This window comes from Dorea sp. AF24-7LB (genome assembly GCF_003478575.1).
Classification (GTDB): Bacteria; Bacillota; Clostridia; order Lachnospirales; family Lachnospiraceae; genus Dorea_D; species Dorea_D hominis.
In genome coordinates, this window is record NZ_QUFR01000004.1 from 165,914 (window position 1) to 182,902 (window position 16,989).

General features: G+C 43.3%; 16 protein-coding genes and 1 pseudogene. 3 read left to right on the forward strand and 14 right to left on the reverse strand.

Features of this window, described 5'->3' with window-relative positions; translation table 11 throughout:
- Positions 1-128 precede the first annotated feature (128 nt).
- Positions 129-281: pseudogene (locus tag DWY31_RS06060) on the reverse strand (L-arabinose isomerase family protein); the annotation flags it as partial.
- Between the two features lie 4 nt (positions 282-285).
- On the opposite strand from DWY31_RS06060, the gene DWY31_RS14595 reads away from it, so the two are divergent.
- The 3 genes from DWY31_RS14595 to DWY31_RS06075 all read left to right on the forward strand — a co-directional run bounded on the left by DWY31_RS14595 (position 286) and on the right by DWY31_RS06075 (position 4,358).
- A complete protein-coding gene (locus DWY31_RS14595; RefSeq protein WP_147364891.1) occupies positions 286-450 on the forward strand; it encodes a helix-turn-helix domain-containing protein in 165 nt (54 codons plus the stop codon).
- Between the two features lie 116 nt (positions 451-566).
- Positions 567-2,153 (forward strand): Ig-like domain-containing protein, encoded by a 1,587-nt coding sequence (locus DWY31_RS06070; RefSeq protein WP_118519804.1) that lies wholly within the window; start codon positions 567-569, stop codon positions 2,151-2,153.
- Positions 2,154-2,168: 15 nt separating this feature from the next.
- The gene (locus DWY31_RS06075) at positions 2,169-4,358 is read left to right on the forward strand and encodes a leucine-rich repeat protein (RefSeq protein ID WP_118519805.1); all 2,190 of its coding nucleotides are present in this window, start codon (positions 2,169-2,171) and stop codon (positions 4,356-4,358) included.
- A gap of 79 nt (positions 4,359-4,437) precedes the next feature.
- On the opposite strand, the gene atpC is transcribed toward DWY31_RS06075, so the two are convergent.
- The 13 genes from atpC to DWY31_RS06140 all read right to left on the reverse strand — a co-directional run bounded on the left by atpC (position 4,438) and on the right by DWY31_RS06140 (position 16,986).
- Positions 4,438-4,854, reverse strand: a complete 417-nt coding sequence (atpC, locus tag DWY31_RS06080; protein WP_117537530.1) for an ATP synthase F1 subunit epsilon — start codon at positions 4,852-4,854, stop codon at positions 4,438-4,440.
- A 21-nt stretch (positions 4,855-4,875) separates the two neighbouring features.
- On the reverse strand, positions 4,876-6,285 hold the full coding sequence (gene atpD, locus DWY31_RS06085; protein ID WP_021860096.1) for a F0F1 ATP synthase subunit beta: 1,410 nt from the start codon (positions 6,283-6,285) through the stop codon (positions 4,876-4,878).
- A gap of 8 nt (positions 6,286-6,293) precedes the next feature.
- Positions 6,294-7,193 (reverse strand): ATP synthase F1 subunit gamma, encoded by a 900-nt coding sequence (gene atpG, locus DWY31_RS06090; protein ID WP_117537529.1) that lies wholly within the window; start codon positions 7,191-7,193, stop codon positions 6,294-6,296.
- Positions 7,194-7,205: 12 nt separating this feature from the next.
- Entirely contained in the window at positions 7,206-8,711 is a 1,506-nt protein-coding gene (gene atpA, locus DWY31_RS06095; RefSeq protein WP_021860094.1) for a F0F1 ATP synthase subunit alpha, read from the reverse strand.
- A gap of 5 nt (positions 8,712-8,716) precedes the next feature.
- Positions 8,717-9,253 (reverse strand): ATP synthase F1 subunit delta, encoded by a 537-nt coding sequence (gene atpH / locus DWY31_RS06100; RefSeq protein ID WP_021860093.1) that lies wholly within the window; start codon positions 9,251-9,253, stop codon positions 8,717-8,719.
- On the reverse strand, positions 9,240-9,734 hold the full coding sequence (atpF, locus tag DWY31_RS06105) for a F0F1 ATP synthase subunit B (protein ID WP_021860092.1): 495 nt from the start codon (positions 9,732-9,734) through the stop codon (positions 9,240-9,242). The genes atpH and atpF overlap by 14 nt, the downstream gene beginning before the upstream one ends.
- A 38-nt stretch (positions 9,735-9,772) precedes the next feature.
- Complete coding sequence (gene atpE, locus DWY31_RS06110; RefSeq protein WP_021860091.1) at positions 9,773-10,000, reverse strand: ATP synthase F0 subunit C; 228 nt, start codon at positions 9,998-10,000, stop codon at positions 9,773-9,775.
- 20 nt (positions 10,001-10,020) lie between these two features.
- A complete protein-coding gene (locus DWY31_RS06115) occupies positions 10,021-10,683 on the reverse strand; it encodes a F0F1 ATP synthase subunit A (protein WP_117537526.1) in 663 nt (220 codons plus the stop codon).
- Between the two features lie 413 nt (positions 10,684-11,096).
- Positions 11,097-12,494 (reverse strand): aminopeptidase, encoded by a 1,398-nt coding sequence (locus DWY31_RS06120; RefSeq protein WP_118519806.1) that lies wholly within the window; start codon positions 12,492-12,494, stop codon positions 11,097-11,099.
- A gap of 100 nt (positions 12,495-12,594) precedes the next feature.
- Positions 12,595-13,458, reverse strand: a complete 864-nt coding sequence (locus DWY31_RS06125; RefSeq protein WP_118519807.1) for a LysR family transcriptional regulator — start codon at positions 13,456-13,458, stop codon at positions 12,595-12,597.
- Between the two features lie 43 nt (positions 13,459-13,501).
- Complete coding sequence (locus DWY31_RS06130) at positions 13,502-14,842, reverse strand: peptide MFS transporter (protein ID WP_243060443.1); 1,341 nt, start codon at positions 14,840-14,842, stop codon at positions 13,502-13,504.
- A 35-nt stretch (positions 14,843-14,877) separates the two neighbouring features.
- The gene (locus DWY31_RS06135; RefSeq protein ID WP_118519808.1) at positions 14,878-15,597 is read right to left on the reverse strand and encodes an HAD family hydrolase; all 720 of its coding nucleotides are present in this window, start codon (positions 15,595-15,597) and stop codon (positions 14,878-14,880) included.
- Positions 15,598-15,654: 57 nt separating this feature from the next.
- Complete coding sequence (locus DWY31_RS06140) at positions 15,655-16,986, reverse strand: amidohydrolase family protein (protein WP_199671930.1); 1,332 nt, start codon at positions 16,984-16,986, stop codon at positions 15,655-15,657.
- Between the last annotated feature and the right edge of the window lie 3 nt (positions 16,987-16,989).

Sequence of the window (16,989 nt, forward strand, 5' to 3'; positions counted from 1 at the left end):
CACTTTCATCACAATTTCTGCCTATACTATAATTGTTCGAAGAAAACGAACACTTATAATTCTTTTTCATAACTTTTTCCTCAGGACTGCAAACCTCCCAATCTGCAGTCCTATTTTAATATGCCAGACTGTTCCAGAGATCTCTCAAATCCAATTTCAATTCCTGCCTGCACTGCAACATGCTCGCGGAATTCTTTCTCATCTCTTCCTTCCAAAAGGATCTCATATTTGTCATAATATTCTTCAACCAGTGTATCGATATCTGCCTGTGATACTGCATTCTATGTGCAGAAGATCCGTCTGGAACATGCGGAATCCATGCCGGAACACACGGATAAAACCGTAGACGAGATTATGCACACTATCGGTTATAACAACAAAGGATATTTTTATAAAATATTCCAGCAAAAATATGACACACCCCCTGCGAAATACCGCCATAGCCATTGATTTCCTAATATGTGACCGGCAGACACTATGATTTTTGTCCTCTTTTCATATGATAAAGATAGAGAAGTGAACGTTAAAACCTATACTTATCAAAATCATGAAAAGGGGGGCGCACTATGAACAGACTACATCTTAAGAAAATATTCTCCGGCATCTTTCTTGTCTCGATTCTTACCGTGACAGGAACGTTGTCCTCACTTATCTGTCCGGCGGAGACCGTCCAGGCATCCGACACTTTATCCAATCCGAAAATCACCGATGATTCTTCTCTCTATGCCGGGAAGAAAGTCACCTGGGACTGCGTCTGGCTCGGAAGCTATCCGCAGTCTGAAGTCACAGCAGAAAATGGACAAATTTACGAAAAATTAAAAGCTGCCGACGACTCCCAGTGGGATGAAAACGGAGATATTACCATTGGAAACTACAAATATCGGAGGCTTTGCCGCAGCCAGACGGATGTTTCTTCTCTCCTGGTTCCGGACTACTGGCCAACCACTAAATATTCCCAGACTTATGATATTTTCCCTTGGGAAGATGACAGCACCTGGCACTATTTTCGATACGAGCCATTGAAATGGCGTGTGTTAAAGATGAATAAATCCACCGCTTTTCTTCTTGCTGACAAGATTTTCTACCGGGGAAGTCTGACAGATATTCCTGACTTCTTTAATAACAAACTATTTTTCCAGATATTTTCTTCCGAAGAACAGGCTGCTGTCGTTGATACAACCCGCAATAATTATAAGCCTTCTGTAAATAAACTTTTTCTGTTAAGCAACTCGGAAGCCTACGGTTCGGAAGCTCTGGCATATGGATTCACAGATGTCACCCTGCTGGAAGATAATGCAAGACGCGCGAAGTGTACAGACTTTGCATTTGCACAGAATGTCTGGCGTGACAAACGTCCACAATATGCCGGAAACTGCAACTGGAGATTAGAAACTTATGGTACAACGAGAGCATTGTATGACAGTGTCCAAACGACAGGTGAAATCATGAAAACCAGCATGGCATCCCAGGATTACTATCCTTTACGTCCTGCAATGTATGTTGATCTTTCAAAAGTAAATTATTTATCAGCTGGTACGGTTTCTTCCAATAATACCATGTTCGAAAAGAATGTAATGGTAATCAATGAAAATGAAACGCCAAAGCCTAACAAACCAGAAAATCCGGTTTATAAAGTAAAGAAAATCCGGTTATCCGGTCTTTCCCACAAGATTGCTGCCGGAAAAAAGCTCACTTTAAAAGCCACGATTTCTCCTTCCAACGCAACCAATAAAGCTCTGCAATGGAAATCAAGTAACACTAAAGTTGCTACTATTTCTTCCAAAGGTGTTGTCACTTTAAAGAAAAACAGCGGTGGAAAATCCGTTACCATCACTGCCTTATCCAAAGATGGCAGTAAAGTACAAGGCTCTTTTAAGATTACTTCCATGAAAGGGATTGTAAAGAAGCTGAAAGTCACCGCACCGTCAAAAATAAAAGCCGGAAAAAGTACGAAATTAAAGGCAGTTGTCACTGCATCCGCAGGTGCAAATAAAACTTTAACCTTCACTTCTTCAAACACGAAATATATGACTGTTTCCTCCAAAGGTGTCGTGAAGGCTTTAAAAGCCGGAAAAGGAAAAACTGTAAAGATTACAGCCGCCGCAACCGATGGCAGTGGCAGAAAAGCAACCGTTTCCGTCAAGGTATATTAGAAAGGATGGTGCATTATGAAAAAGAATGATAAACGAAAAATAAGAATCTGGAAGAAAACATTTGCCCTGGCACTTTCCTCTGTCATGATTTTTTCCTGTATTCCAATGACTCAGGTAAAGGCCGGAGATGAATCGCCGGAAGCGATTATAAATGGGCTTGTGGATCTTCCGAAAACTTTCATCGACAAAGACTCACAGGATCTCGGCAGTGACCGCGTTTTTTACCGTAATACTAATACAGATCTCTCCATGCTTCCGGCGGAATGTTATAAAAAAGCACTACAATCTTACATTATAGATGATGACGTTCCTATGGGCACACGCAAGGGCGACTATCTGCTATCCGACTGGGATTATCTTGGATGGATCTTATCTGTCGAAAAAGGGCAGGGAAATTATGGTTATCTGAATGATACACTTTGTAATATGACCATTTATGGAAATCGGCGGAAATCTGAACTGAAACTGGACGATGCCTGGTATAACTGGGGCGGGTATTTCAGTGAAAGCAGTCTTGCGAATGCACAGCAGCATATCGCAAATGATCTTACGAGTACACCGCTTGGATCGCTTCCATTAAAAAAACTCGATTCCATTTCCAATGATACCGAAGAATCTCCGGTTGTTGTCCGCTGGCATGGCGCACTCCGCGCAAAAGACAGTGATATCGCCGGACGCTACAAAGCTTACGCTGTGTATTTTCATAATTTCCGTGTGTCACCGATTTTCCCAATGTACGATAACTCCTACAAACGGGTGATCAGTGACGAGAAAAAGACCAGTAATATTTACAGCTCCGATATCCGCAACAACAGTGGCGTGGAAGTGTCCGGCACGCAGTCGCTGACAAATTCAACTACTTACGGTGCTTTGAGCAGCATCAGTGGCTCCAAATCTTATACTTATGAAGAATCCGTTACAGTTACACATTCCAAGAGTCTTCCATTCTTCGGAGATTTGGAAACTTCCATCGGATTTTCTGCCAGCCAGTCCATTGAGAAAGGCTGGACAAAAGAGGAGAGCGAAGAGCGTTCAACGGAAAATACTTCCGAAGTATCTCTTTCACTCCTGCCTTATACTGCAGCTCTTATCCAACAGCAGACAAAAACACAGACTGCAACGACTTATTATAAATGTCCGGTCTATATCAATTACGATGTTACAATCGTTGAATATGACCGCAACTTAAGAGGCGGTAAATTAAATTCTTACGTTCTCGCCAGCTTCACCGGCGCAGGTTCTAAGAATGCCCGCACGAATCTTAAGAAACGAAGCTACATCCAGGCGAGCATGACGGATCCGGATGGCATCAACTGGGGAACTGTAAAAAAATATAAATATGGAGATGAATTATTGAAACGTATCCGCAGAAACGGACTGATGAGCGCAGCAGGCGGCTCTTACACAGAAACATTATCTTCCGTTTCCAGCAAAGTAGATGATCTTATCCCGACACTTCCGCTTAGTGATATCAGTGTAAAAAGCGGAGCGCCAAAATCAGTCAATATAAAGCAGAACTATTCTTTATCAAAGATTAAACTGGCGGCAACCAACACAAAAGGTGCTGACTATTACGGTTTTAACGCCAAAAAAGGAATCTGGAAGATTACAAATGCCAAAGGAACTCCGGTAAAGAGCAGCACTGCCACACTTTCCGGAAATGCCGGAAAGCAAGTGCTGACCGGTAAGAAAAAAGGGACGCTGTATCTGACATATTTTATCAATGATAACACTTACAGCACTGCAGATTATATAGAGAAGTATTCTACAAATAACTCCGTGGACCGTCCGACGCTCCGCATCAGCATTACCGGCAATACCGCTCCGAAGATCAGTGGCAACACAACATACAAATCTTCAAAGAAAACATCCGGCACGGTTACAATACCGACGTATATCAAGCGTGACGGCAAAACTTACCGCGTAACTAAGATTGCGAGCAATGCTTTTAAAGGTAACACGAAAGTTAAGAAAATCGTTATCCCGTCAACCGTAACAAACATCGGCAAAAAAGCATTCTATGGCTGCAAGAATTTAAAGGCTGTCACCATCAAAACCTCGCAGCTTACAACTGCCCGCGTCGGCAGCCAGGCATTTACGAAAACACATGCAAAAGCGATCATCACTGTGCCGAAAGGGAAAGTAAAATCTTATAAGAAAATCTTCCTGAAAAAAGGGCTTTCGAAAAATGCGACGGTGAAATAACTGGCTTACTCTCTGTAATCTCATAACGACTTAAAAGGGGACGGGGGGTTTTTTTAAAAAACCCCGCCCCCTTTTATTATTAAATCCGCCAGTCTTTTTCCTTCGATGCACGAAGTCTTGCCATAGCTCTTGCAAGCGATGCCTGCGACAGCTGGTATTCCTGAATACTCTGCTTCTGCCGGAGCTGCTCCTGAGCACGCTCTTTGGCTTCTGTCGCACGTCTGACATCAATCTCTTCCGGGCTCTCCGCTGTATTTACCAGTACGGAGACACGGTTGTTCATGATCTCTGCAAAACCTTTAGAAACCGAAGCGGTAATCCAGTTTCCTTCTTCATCCTGCAGATGCAGTTCACCGATTTCCACTGCAATGATCATATTTTCATGATGCGGCAGGATGCCTTTCTGTCCGTCCGGTGCCGGAATGATAAGCTGTTTACAGCGTCCTTCGTAGAACACTCTGTCGCTGGATATGACTTTCAACTGAAATGTATCCATAATTTCACTCCTTCACTGGTACTAAGCTTCCATTGCAGCTTCTTCTGCTTTGGCTTTCTCGATGACTTCATCGATTGTTCCGACATTAAAGAATGCATTTTCCGGATACTCATCCATCTCACCGTCAATGATTGCTTTGAATCCACGGATCGTCTCTTTTAACGGTACATATTTTCCAGGGATTCCGGTAAATGTTTCTGCTACTGAGAATGGCTGTGACAGGAATTTCTGCACTTTACGCGCACGGTTTACTGTCATCTTGTCTTCCTCGGAAAGTTCTTCCATACCAAGGATTGCGATGATATCCTGCAATTCTTTATATTTCTGCAGGATTTCCTGTACTTTACGTGCAACCTGATAATGTTCTTCTCCAACTACGTCCGGCTCCAGGATTCTGGATGTAGAATCCAGCGGATCTACCGCCGGATAAATACCCTGCTCCACGATCTTTCTGGATAATACGGTTGTCGCATCCAGATGGGAGAATGTTGTTGCCGGTGCCGGGTCTGTCAGGTCATCGGCCGGCACATAAACTGCCTGTACAGATGTGACAGATCCGTTCTTCGTAGAAGCAATACGCTCCTGCAGTGCTCCCATTTCATTTGCCAGCGTCGGCTGATAACCTACGGCTGACGGCATACGTCCGAGAAGTGCGGACACCTCGGAACCTGCCTGTACGAAACGGAAAATATTATCAATGAATAACAATACGTTCTGATGTTCCTGGTCACGGAAATATTCTGCCATCGTAAGTCCCGTCTCAGCAACACGCATACGTGCTCCAGGTGGCTCGTTCATCTGACCGAATACCAAAGCGGTTTTGTCCAGAACTCCCGATGCACTCATCTCTGTCCAGAGGTCATTACCTTCACGTGAACGCTCTCCGACTCCTGTGAAAATAGAATATCCACCATGTTCGGTTGCAATATTGTGAATCAACTCCTGGATCAGCACGGTTTTACCAACTCCGGCACCACCGAACAGACCGATCTTACCACCTTTGGCATATGGCGTCAGAAGGTCGATGACTTTGATTCCTGTCTCTAATACTTCTACTGCCGGACTCTGCTCCTCGAAAGAAGGAGCTTTTCTGTGGATTACCCAATGCTCTTTATCTTTGGCGATCGGTTCTCCATTATCAATTGTCTCACCTAATACATTAAACAGACGTCCCAGAGTCTGTTCTCCTACCGGCACTTTGATACCTGCTCCGGTAGCGGTTACTTCCATATCTTTGCACAGTCCGTCACTGGAAGCCAGCATGATACAACGTGCAATATTATTTCCGATGTGCTGCGCTACTTCCATGACACAGCGTTTTCCGCCATTGTCAACCTCCAGCGCATCTTTGATATATGGAAGTTCTTCTTTGCTTTTAAATTCTACGTCTACGACAGGTCCCATAACCTGTACGATTTTTCCTTTTGTCATAGCGCTTATCACTTCCTTTTCTGTGCATTCGCTCCGCCGATAACCTCAGTCAGTTCCTGTGTGATATCGGCCTGGCGCACACGGTTATAAGTTATATTTAACTCATCCAGCATCTTTGTGGCACTGTCTGTCGCATTCTGCATCGCCTGCATTCTGGAATTCTGCTCACTGCAGTAAGATTCAACCAGACAGCCATAGATCATACCATTAATATAATTCGGCACAATATTTGCCATCACACTATGTGTGGATGGATAGAACACCATACCTTCCTGATAGACATCTGCAAGTGCGTTCAATGTTTCCTTCGGAAGGAAATCTGCCTTGTGAAGCGGCAGAAGTTTTACTGTATCTGTCTCTACCTGCATTGCATTTACCATGCGGGTATAAATCACATAAACTTCGTCCAGCTCTCCGCTCCGGAACTGTCCGATCATCTCACCGGTGATCGTTCTGGAACGGTACAGCGTCGGATTCTGTACGGTATACCGGAAACTCATATCCAGCTCCACATCTGTACGCTTTGCAAAATACTGCCGTCCCAGTTCACCTAATACAAATAACTTATGCTGTCCCGGTCCTTTTATTTTCTCTTCCACCATACGAAGTACATTATGGTTATAAGCTCCGGCAAGCCCTTTATCTGCGGTGACTACAATGTAGCCGATTTTCCTGTCTTCCGGTTTCTTCTCTTCTCTCTGATCAAAAAACTGGCTGTGCATATCCGGAACGTGTCTTAAGATTCGGGCAATCTCTGCCTGCATCCTATAGAAAAATGGTTCCGTATCTGACAGTTTTTTCTTTGCCTGTTTCATCTTGGAAGAAGAGATCAGATACATGGCATTGGTGATCTTTTTTGTCTCCTGAATGCTGCCCATTCGTTCTTTGATTTCTTTTGCATTCGACATATTTTCACCTGCTTATCTATTTTCTTTGAACTTTTTAGCTACCTCAATAATCTGTTCTGTCAGTTCGTCATCCAGTACTTTCTTCTCTTCGATTGCCTGTCCGATCTCCGGATGTTCTTGGTCAAAATATGCCAGCATATCCATCTGGAACTCTTTGACTTTCGCATCTTCCACATCCATCATCAGATGGTGCGTTGCCACACATAACGTAATTACCTGTTCATGCAGTTTTAACGGACGTCCCAGTGGCTGTTTCAGAAGCTCTGTCAGTGTACTTCCGTATTTCAGCTGTGCTTTTGTCGCATCATCCAGATCTGAACTGAACTGTGTAAAGGACTCCATTTCTCTTGCCTGCGCAAGATCGATACGGATACTTCCACTTGCCTTCTTCATCGCTTTTGTCTGCGCCGCACCACCTACACGGGATACGGAAAGTCCAACATTGACCGCCGGACGCATACCTGCATTAAAGAGCGCACTCTCCAGGAAAATCTGTCCGTCTGTAATAGAAATAACGTTGGTCGGAATATATGCAGATACATCTCCTGCCTGCGTCTCGATGATCGGCAGTGCCGTGATCGAGCCGCCACCGGCTTCCTCACTCAGTCTGCTGCTTCGCTCCAGAAGTCTGGAATGTAGATAGAAGACATCTCCCGGATAAGCCTCACGTCCCGGAGATCTTCCAAGAAGCAGTGAGATCGCACGGTACGCTACTGCATGTTTGGACAGATCATCATAAACGATCAATACGTCTTTTCCTTTATACATGAAATACTCTGCAAGTGCGGTTGCGGAATATGGAACGATATACTGCATCGGTGCACACTCACTTGCTGTCGAACAAAATACGGTCGTGTAATCCAGTGCATCGTGTTTCTTTAATGTATTTACAAGCTGTGCTACCGTTGATGCTTTCTGACCGATCGCTACGTAAATACAGATACAGTCTTTTCCTTTCTGGTTCAGGATCGCATCCATTGCAATCGAAGTCTTACCGGTCTGTCTGTCACCGATGATAAGTTCACGCTGTCCACGTCCGATTGGGAACATGGAGTCAATCGATAAGATTCCTGTTTCCAGCGGTACGCTTACCGATTTACGGTCTACGATTCCCGGCGCTTCCTGCTCGATCGGGCGGTACTCGGTTGCCTCGATCTCACCTTTTCCATCTATCGGCGCTCCCAGCGGATCTACAATACGTCCAATGTATGCTTCTCCTACCGGAATACCTGCCTTTTTACCGGTACGGACAACTTTTGTTCCCTGTTTTACTTCAGCATCATCACCGAACAGGATACAGCTGATTTCATTCTGTTTGATGTCCTGCACCATTCCTTTTAATCCATTTTCCAGAGTTACGATCTCGCCATACATTGCATGGTCAATTCCATAAATGGAGGCGATACCGTCGCCGACAGAGATGACTGTGCCGACTTCCTGGTCTTTGCATATTTCATCATAATTCTCAATCTCTTCTTTCAGGATCGAGATAATCTCATCTGAGCTTATTGTACTCACTATTTTCACCTCCGCATTAATGTCTGCTCTAAGCGGTTCAGACGTCCTGCCATGCTGTAATCATATTCCTTTCCATCAACAAGGAGTATGAAGCCGCCAAGCAGTTCCGGATCTTCTTTCATTTCCCAGCTCACGCCATCTGCCGCAAATGTTTTACATATAAATGTTTCCATCTTTTTCTTCTGTTCTTCGGACGGAAGCGTTACATATCGTAATTTTGCTGTCGCGATCTTTGCTCTTTTTTTCTCCAGCTCTTCGTATGCGCCGAAGATCTCCATGACGATATCTACTTTTCCGTTATCTACGACAACCTTCAGAAAATTCTTCATTTCTTCCGGAAATATCCGGTCGATGATATCATGTTTATTTTCTTTAGTAATAACCGGATGTTCCAGGATTTCCTTCAACTCTTTTGTCTGCTCCAGAATTTCTTCTGTCTCTTCAACTGCTGCCCCGGAAATCCCAAGTTCTGAAAGTACATGTGCATAACGGATTGCCGGCATGGAGTAGAATCCGGCATTTTCTTTTTTATTTGTCGTCATGGGCGTCACCTGCTTCTTTCAGAAATTGGTCATATGCCGCCTGATCTGCATCCGCCCCATATTGCTGTTTTACCATTTTTTTTGCAGCACTTACTGCAAGAGCGGCAACTTCTGACTGCATGTCTCTCAGTGTCTTTTCTTTCTCCAGATCAATCGTCTCTCTGGCATCCTTCATGAGTTTGCCTGCTGCCTGATCTGCCTCATCCAGAATACGGTCGTATTCTGCTTTTGCATCTTTCTTTGCCTGACCGATGATCCGGGTTGATTCTTCTTTTGCCCCGCCAAGAGCTGACTCATACTGACTTTTCAATGCGTAAGCTTCTTTCTTTGTATCTTCTGCATGCTGAAGTCCGTCTGCGATCATCGTTCTTCTCTGTTCCATAATGTTCATCAGTGGGCGAAATAAAAACTTACGCAGGATGAGGTAGAGAACCACGAGGTTGATCATGGTAAGAACCAGATTAAAATCTAATCTCAGCACTTCTTATTACCTGCCTTTCTTTCGTTCTTTTACACGCCTTATTTCAAGAAGAAGATAATCAGAAGTCCAATGATGAAACCATAAATAGCGGTTGCCTCTGCAAGTGCACAACCAAGAATCAGGTTCTTACTGATCTTGCCCTCTGCTTCCGGCTGTCTTGCTACTGCATCTACTGCTTTACCTGTTGCAATACCGATACCTACACCGGCTCCAACACCTGTTAATACTGCTACTGCTGCTCCAATTGCAATAATTGTTCCTGTCATAATCTTAAATCTCCTTTTCTTTATTCCATTTCTTCATTCATAAATAATCCTGTTAAAAATACAAACACATATGCCTGTAATAATCCGTCAAAGATATCAAAGTAAAAACTAAGCGGTATCGGAACAAAAAGTGGTACTACCTGTTCAACTAATTCCATAACTACAAATCCGCCAAGCATATTACCAAACAGTCGCATACATAATGACAGTGGACGGATAAATATTTCCAGTATCATGATCGGTGCTACAAGCGGTACCGGTTTGGCGAAATGTCCACACCAGTGCTTTACACCGTTTTTATGGATTCCACTGTATTCAATCAGCAGCATACTCATAATTGCAAGTCCCGCTGTGATGTTCAAATCTTTTGTCGGTGGTTTAAATCCAAAAAGTCCGATCAGATTCGCACATGCAAGATACAGTGCAACTGTCATTAACCAGGGTATGTAACGTTTGTTTTCTTCCCCTATGATGTCTTTGAAAAAGTTCTCGCCCCACTCGATCACAGATTCTAAAGCAAGCTGAACTTTTCCCGGATTCTCCACTTTGAGGTTTCGCACAAAAAGAATCGAAAGTAATGCCAGTACCATCATGATGATCCATGTTACGACAACGCCTTCGTCTACTGCGATCCCACCAAAGACCGGAATTGTAAATACTGTTTTGCAGTTCAATTCCTCTATGAGAGCCTTTGTTAAATCTTCCGTATGATCCCCTTCCTTCCTGAATTTTTTGATTATATTAGTTCTATTTTTCCCATTTGTCAATAAAAGCAGCCTCAATAAGAGACTGCTTTTAAATTCGATTTTTTTATTTATTTTTTTAGTGAACATTCGTCATTTTTCATGATTTTTTTATGATTCTGACAGAAAAATGTTAAGATTTTATTACAATTTAATTTTTGATAGGAATATCGTACAACTTTTTATCATTTATTCCAATTATTTTCGTTAATATGTCTATAAACTTTCCGTTTTGCAGATTTTGAAACTGAAAAGGGAAATCATCTGGAGGGATCATGGCATTGGAAAAAAAACCAGCCCTTTTCAGTTTCTCTGCTATCCAAAACAACGAAGAATACCTCTTAAATACATCCTTATCTCATATCTTTTAAGAATGCTCTATAAGCCTTGTAAGACTCATAAATATCAGCTTTGCTTGTCAGTTCCCAAGGTGCATGCATAGACATTACTGCCACACCGCTGTCAAGCACACGCATACCATAGTTTGCCATAATATATGCGATGGTTCCACCGCCGCCAAGATCGATACGTCCCATCTCTGCAGTCTGGAATCCGACTCCGTTTTCATCAAACACATGACGAACCTGTGCCAGATATTCTGCACCTGCGTCACTGGCATTGTTCTTTCCGCGGCTTCCGGTATACTTGTTCAATACAATTCCCTTTCCGAAATAAGCAGAATTTTTCTTTTCAAATGCATCTGCATACAATGGATCAAATGCTGCACTTACGTCAGATGACAGCATTGCAGAGTTACCAAGTGCACGTCTTACATGGAGTGCATTTCCTCCTGTCAGGGCAACCACCTCGGCAACTGTATCTTCAAAGAATCTGGAATGCATACCGGTAGCCCCCACACTTCCGATTTCTTCCTTATCTACTAAAATACAGCAGGTTGTCTTCTCCGGCTCCTCCGTCTCAAACATTGCAAAAAGAGACGGGAATGCGCAGACTCTGTCGTCCTGTCCGTATCCTAAGATCATGCTACGGTCCAGACCGCACTCTCTGGATTCTCCTGCCGGTACGACTTCCAGTTCGGCAGAGAGGAAATCCTCTTCATCCACACCGTATTCTTTTTTCAGATAATCAAGCACCATATTCTTAACGGACGCTTTGGCTTCTTTCTCTTCCCTGCTGTCCCCAAGTACCGGTTTAGAACCGATCAGCAGATCAAGACCTTCGCCTTCGATTACAACAGATGCTTTTTTCTCTAACTGTTCCTGTGAAATATGAATCAACAGATCAGAAATAACGAATACAGGATCTTCTTTCTTTTCCCCAATTGAAACTTCCTGTACTGTTCCGTCTTTCTTTGCAAATACACCATGCAGAGCCAGCGGAATTGTTACCCACTGGTATTTTTTGATACCGCCATAATAATGCGTATCCAGATATGCTAACTGAGAATCCTCATATAATGGATTCTGTTTTACATCCAGACGCGGAGAATCCACATGTGCACCCAGAATATTCATTCCCTTTTCTATCGGTTCTTTACCGATCTGGAATAAGACAATTGTTTTCCCCATACATTCTGCATACACTTTGTCTCCGGCTTTTAAAGATGTGCCATTTTCGATAAATGTTTTCAGGTTCTGATAGCCCTGTTCTTCTGCCAGTCTGCGAGTAAGTTTTACACATTCTCTCTCTGTCTTGGCAACGTCCAGACATTCTCTGTAACGGGCATTCACCGCTTCTAATTCTTTCAGTTCTGCCTCCGAATATCCTTCCCACATGTTTTTACGCTCCATGTTCGTTTGTCCTCCTTGAAGTATCAATCTTATAAGACTATTCTACTGTTTCGGGAGGATAAATACCAACGTCAAAAACTTATCTCATAATAAGGTAAGGTTATTTTAATTCTTCTCTCAATTTTTTCATAAATTCAAATGCTGTCTTTTTATTACAGTCCGCTTTATAATACATCTTTAACACACATTCTTTTTCATAGTCTTTTAAATCCCTGATCTCACCGTCATTCCGATAAAAATAATCTCTGTCTACAAAAGCAAAGCCATCATTAAATTCGACTTTCAGTTTCATCGTCTCCACATTACCAGTCTCTATGATCGGACAGGATCCCTTCAGATATTCTTCTGCTTCTTCCTGTAAGCTGACGCCGTACTGGTTTGCGCAATAGCAAAGATGATTTTTTAATTCATTCAGAGAAATCTCGCCATAAGGAATGGTCGTCTGCTTCCCAACGTATATACCTACCGACTGACGGCACAATTCTTTTTTCTCGATTGCCGGAATCCGCCTGAGCACTTCTGTCGGATATCCAACAAATACATCCAGATCCCTGCTCTCCAGCATCAAGGCTCCCATCGCGCAATCTACTTTCGTAAAAACAATCGGAAGATTTGGAAAATAAGTCTCATAGACATTCTCTACCATCATCCACATACGCTTATTGATTGCACTGTCCATTCCAACCAGAAGCATTCCTTTATTTTTAATATGCTCCACTTCCCGGAGCATCTGCTGTTCCAGAGACAGAATCTCTTTTGCGCGCTTGTACACAACTTTCCCAATCTCGGTCAGTATGATTTCTCCGTTTCCACGGTTTAAAAGCTTTCCCCCGATGCTCTTCTCCAGTGATGAAATATTCTGACTAATCGCAGTCTGCGATACATAATTAATCGTTCCCGCTTTTGTAAAGCTTTTATTTTCTACCACATCTATAAAATATTTATATTTCCATATACTGCTCATTTTTTGTCCCTCTCTTATATCAAATTTCAGATTATTATAATATTTATTCTTTAACCAGACCGGACAGCCGTTTGTCCAACATAAAAAGTATTAACCCCGCTGCCACTGCCGTCACGGTAATCCCCACGCAGACCTTTGTGAAAGGCAGTCCGCTTTCAAACAAACGTCCGTAAACTTTTCCATAGCATAATGATGCAAGGAAAATTGCCAGTCCCCACACCGCCATCATTGTTGACAGATACCTGCTCGGTGCATATTTACTGATAAATGCATGTCCGAGCGGCGCAAAAAACATTTCCCCCAGTGTCAGCGTAAATGTGAAAAATATCAGCCATACAGCAGATGGTTTTCCATTTCCCCGGACAATATCGAGAACTGCATAATACAGATATGCCAGCCCAAGAAGGAACAATGCGATCCCTGTCTTCCGGAACAGGCTCATATCTCCTTCCGGCCTTCTGGAAAGCCTGAGCCATACTCCTGCCATTACAGGTCCTAATATGACACAGAACAGCGAATTACTGGAATCAAACCAGCTCACCGGTATCTCATATCCTGCTATCGTCCAGTCCATATATTTTGTCCAGTAATAGTATGCCGGCAGATATGCGAGATCCCACAGCATCCAGAAAATAACAGAAAATCCGGACACAAGAAAGATTGCGCCAATCCGTTTCTTTTCGATTGCCGTAACCGGAAGTTTTTCCTTTTCCCAGTTCTTTTCTTCTGCTGTTTTCTCTGTCTTGAACGGTCGTTTCCCAACCTCACCGATCTTTCTCCATCCACTGATAAACCAGATCGTTCCAAGGAACATGGCACATGCTGCCACACGGAAACATGCTGAAAACCCAAAAACGCCGTTCACTGCAAATACATCTTTATATAAGATTCCAAGAGAAAATGTTCCCAGAAAACCGCCTACATTCATTAATGTATAGCGGATTGAATATGCCGCATCCATCCGGTCTTTGTCAACCACGATCCGCCCCAGCATCGCACTGACTTGAAACAGGCTCCGCCCGGCACACACGAAAAAGATCATGACATATACAAGCGTCACAGATCTTGCCATGGAGCCGCACCAGTATCCGATTCCGACCAGCACCATACCAATTGGTGTCGCATATCTCGCACCCAGCCAGCGGTCTGTTATCGCTCCGCCGACCAGAGGCCCGAAAAATGCAAAAGCAATAAACAATGATTGTAATGCCGCCCCCTGCGCCGCAGTCAGTCCCAGTCCACCCTGCGCTACAGATGCAGTTGTAAAAATCAGGATCAGAGATTTGCCCATATAATAAGAAATACATTCAAATATCTCTGTACAACCCGTCTGCCAGAAGCCTCTGCTGAAGCTTCTCTGTCCGTGTTTTTTTCCGTGCTTCATCTTTTATCTCCTTTCAACTGAAAGGCTGAATGGTTCTAAAGCTCACCTCTGCGACACATCTCCAGAAGTTCTTCCAAAGTGCTCTGATAATTCGCTTTGACATCTTTCGCAAGATCCAGTCCCTCTCCATGTTCCAGACAATCTGTTACAAGCCATGTCTTTATCCCCAATTGTCCTGCTGCCAGATCTTCTTTTACATCATTACCAACCATCAGACATTCTTTCGGATTTAAATGATTATCCCTTAATACTTCTTCAAAATACTTCACATTCGGCTTGCAGTAATGACTGTTCTCATAAGTTGTGACAGCTTCAAAATCCGACGCATCCAGCCCTGCCCATTTGATACGGTTCATAGTCGCACATTCCGGAAATACCGGATTCGTTGCCAGATAGATCTTTTTCCCCTGTTCTTTTAATGTATGGATGATCTCTGCTGCCATTCCGGTCGGATCTGTCGAAACAACTGCCTGATTAAATTCATTCTGGTAAAAATCGGTTACATCCGGCTCTACTACTGTTCTCTCCCATCCGGTTACTGCATCAAATGCTTCCCAGAATGCATCTTCATTTGTCTGGTGTCCGTCATTTGCCACCATTGCATAGAACCCTTTCCACACTGCAGAGATCAGGTCATTTGTACTTATGTCATATTTCTTCATCTTTTCTGCAAGAAGCGGCAGATAAAAAGTAACAAACTTCTCCTGATTCATCGGTAATAAAGTTCCATCCAGATCAAATAATATATTTTGCATGTAATTCTCCAGTTCTTTTCTATGTTCAAATTATGGTTTTCATTCTGTCTTATATTGTTATCTCTTCAATTCTTCTACCCGGCAGTTCACATCCGCATACAGCCGTTCCACATCTTCCGGAACATAAAATTCTCCTTTTTCATAGAGAATCTTTCCGGCGATCATCGTCATCACTACATTCTGCTTACTTCCGCTGTATACAATATTCTTTGTAAGATTATTGAGCGGCTGCATATTCGGCTGATGCAGGTCGATCATAATAAGATCTGCCTGCTTACCCGGCGCCAGGCTGTCACAGTCCGCAAGCCCTATCGCCCGTGCGCCCTGCACGGCTGCCATATATAACACTTCCTTTGCATCAACAACTGCCGCATCTTTCTCTTTAAGCTTTGCAAGCCCTGTCACAAGAAACATCTCCCGGAACATGTCCAGACAGTTGTTGCTTGCCGGTCCGTCCGTTCCGATCGCAACCGGGATTCCCATTTGAAGCATCTTCGTAAGTGGAGGTATCCCGCTTGCCAGCTTCATATTAGATGCTGGATTTGTCACAACGTATAATCCGCGTTCTTTAAAAATCTCCAGATCTTCTTCTGTCATGTGGATACAGTGAAAGCCACCGCCGCCATGTGCGAACATTCCAAGACTGTCCAGATACGCTGTCGGTGTCATTCCAGTTCTGTCAATACATTGTTCCGTTTCGGAACAACTTTCTGAATTATGCATATAAACAGGTGCTTTTAAATCCTTTGCAAGCGCTGCTATGTCCTCCAAAATCGGCTTTGATGTCGTATATTCTGCATGGAATCCAAGCTGATACGAGATCAGCGAATCAAACTGATTGTATGTTTTGTACCATTTTTCCATCTCGGGCACGGACTGTACGAAATCATTTACTGCACCACAGATAACCGTGCGGAATCCAAGATCCTTTGATGCCTGTGCCATCGTATCCGGTGTCAGATACATATCAAAATTCGCCGTAATCCCACTTGTCAGATATTCTAAAACTGCCAGTTTTGAAAACAAATATACATCTTCCGGTGTAAGCTTCGCCTCCATTGGGAATACCTGTTTGTTCAGCCAGTCCAGAAGTGGCAGATCATCCGCGTACGAACGCAAGAATGTCATACCCGAATGTGTATGTGCATTCTTAAATCCCGGAAGGATCAGATTGCCTTGGGCATCAATCTCTCGATCCCATTTATCATCAGCACCTGATGCAGACTGTTCTTTTCCGGTACTGCCACAGCCGGATGGTGCAATTTCCGAAGATCCGACATAAGCAATCTTATCTTCTATAATCTGAATTTCCCCTTCCACAATCTGAAAATGTCCTGCCTTTTCTTCTGTCATTGGTATAATCCTGGCATTATATATTCTTATTTTCATAGA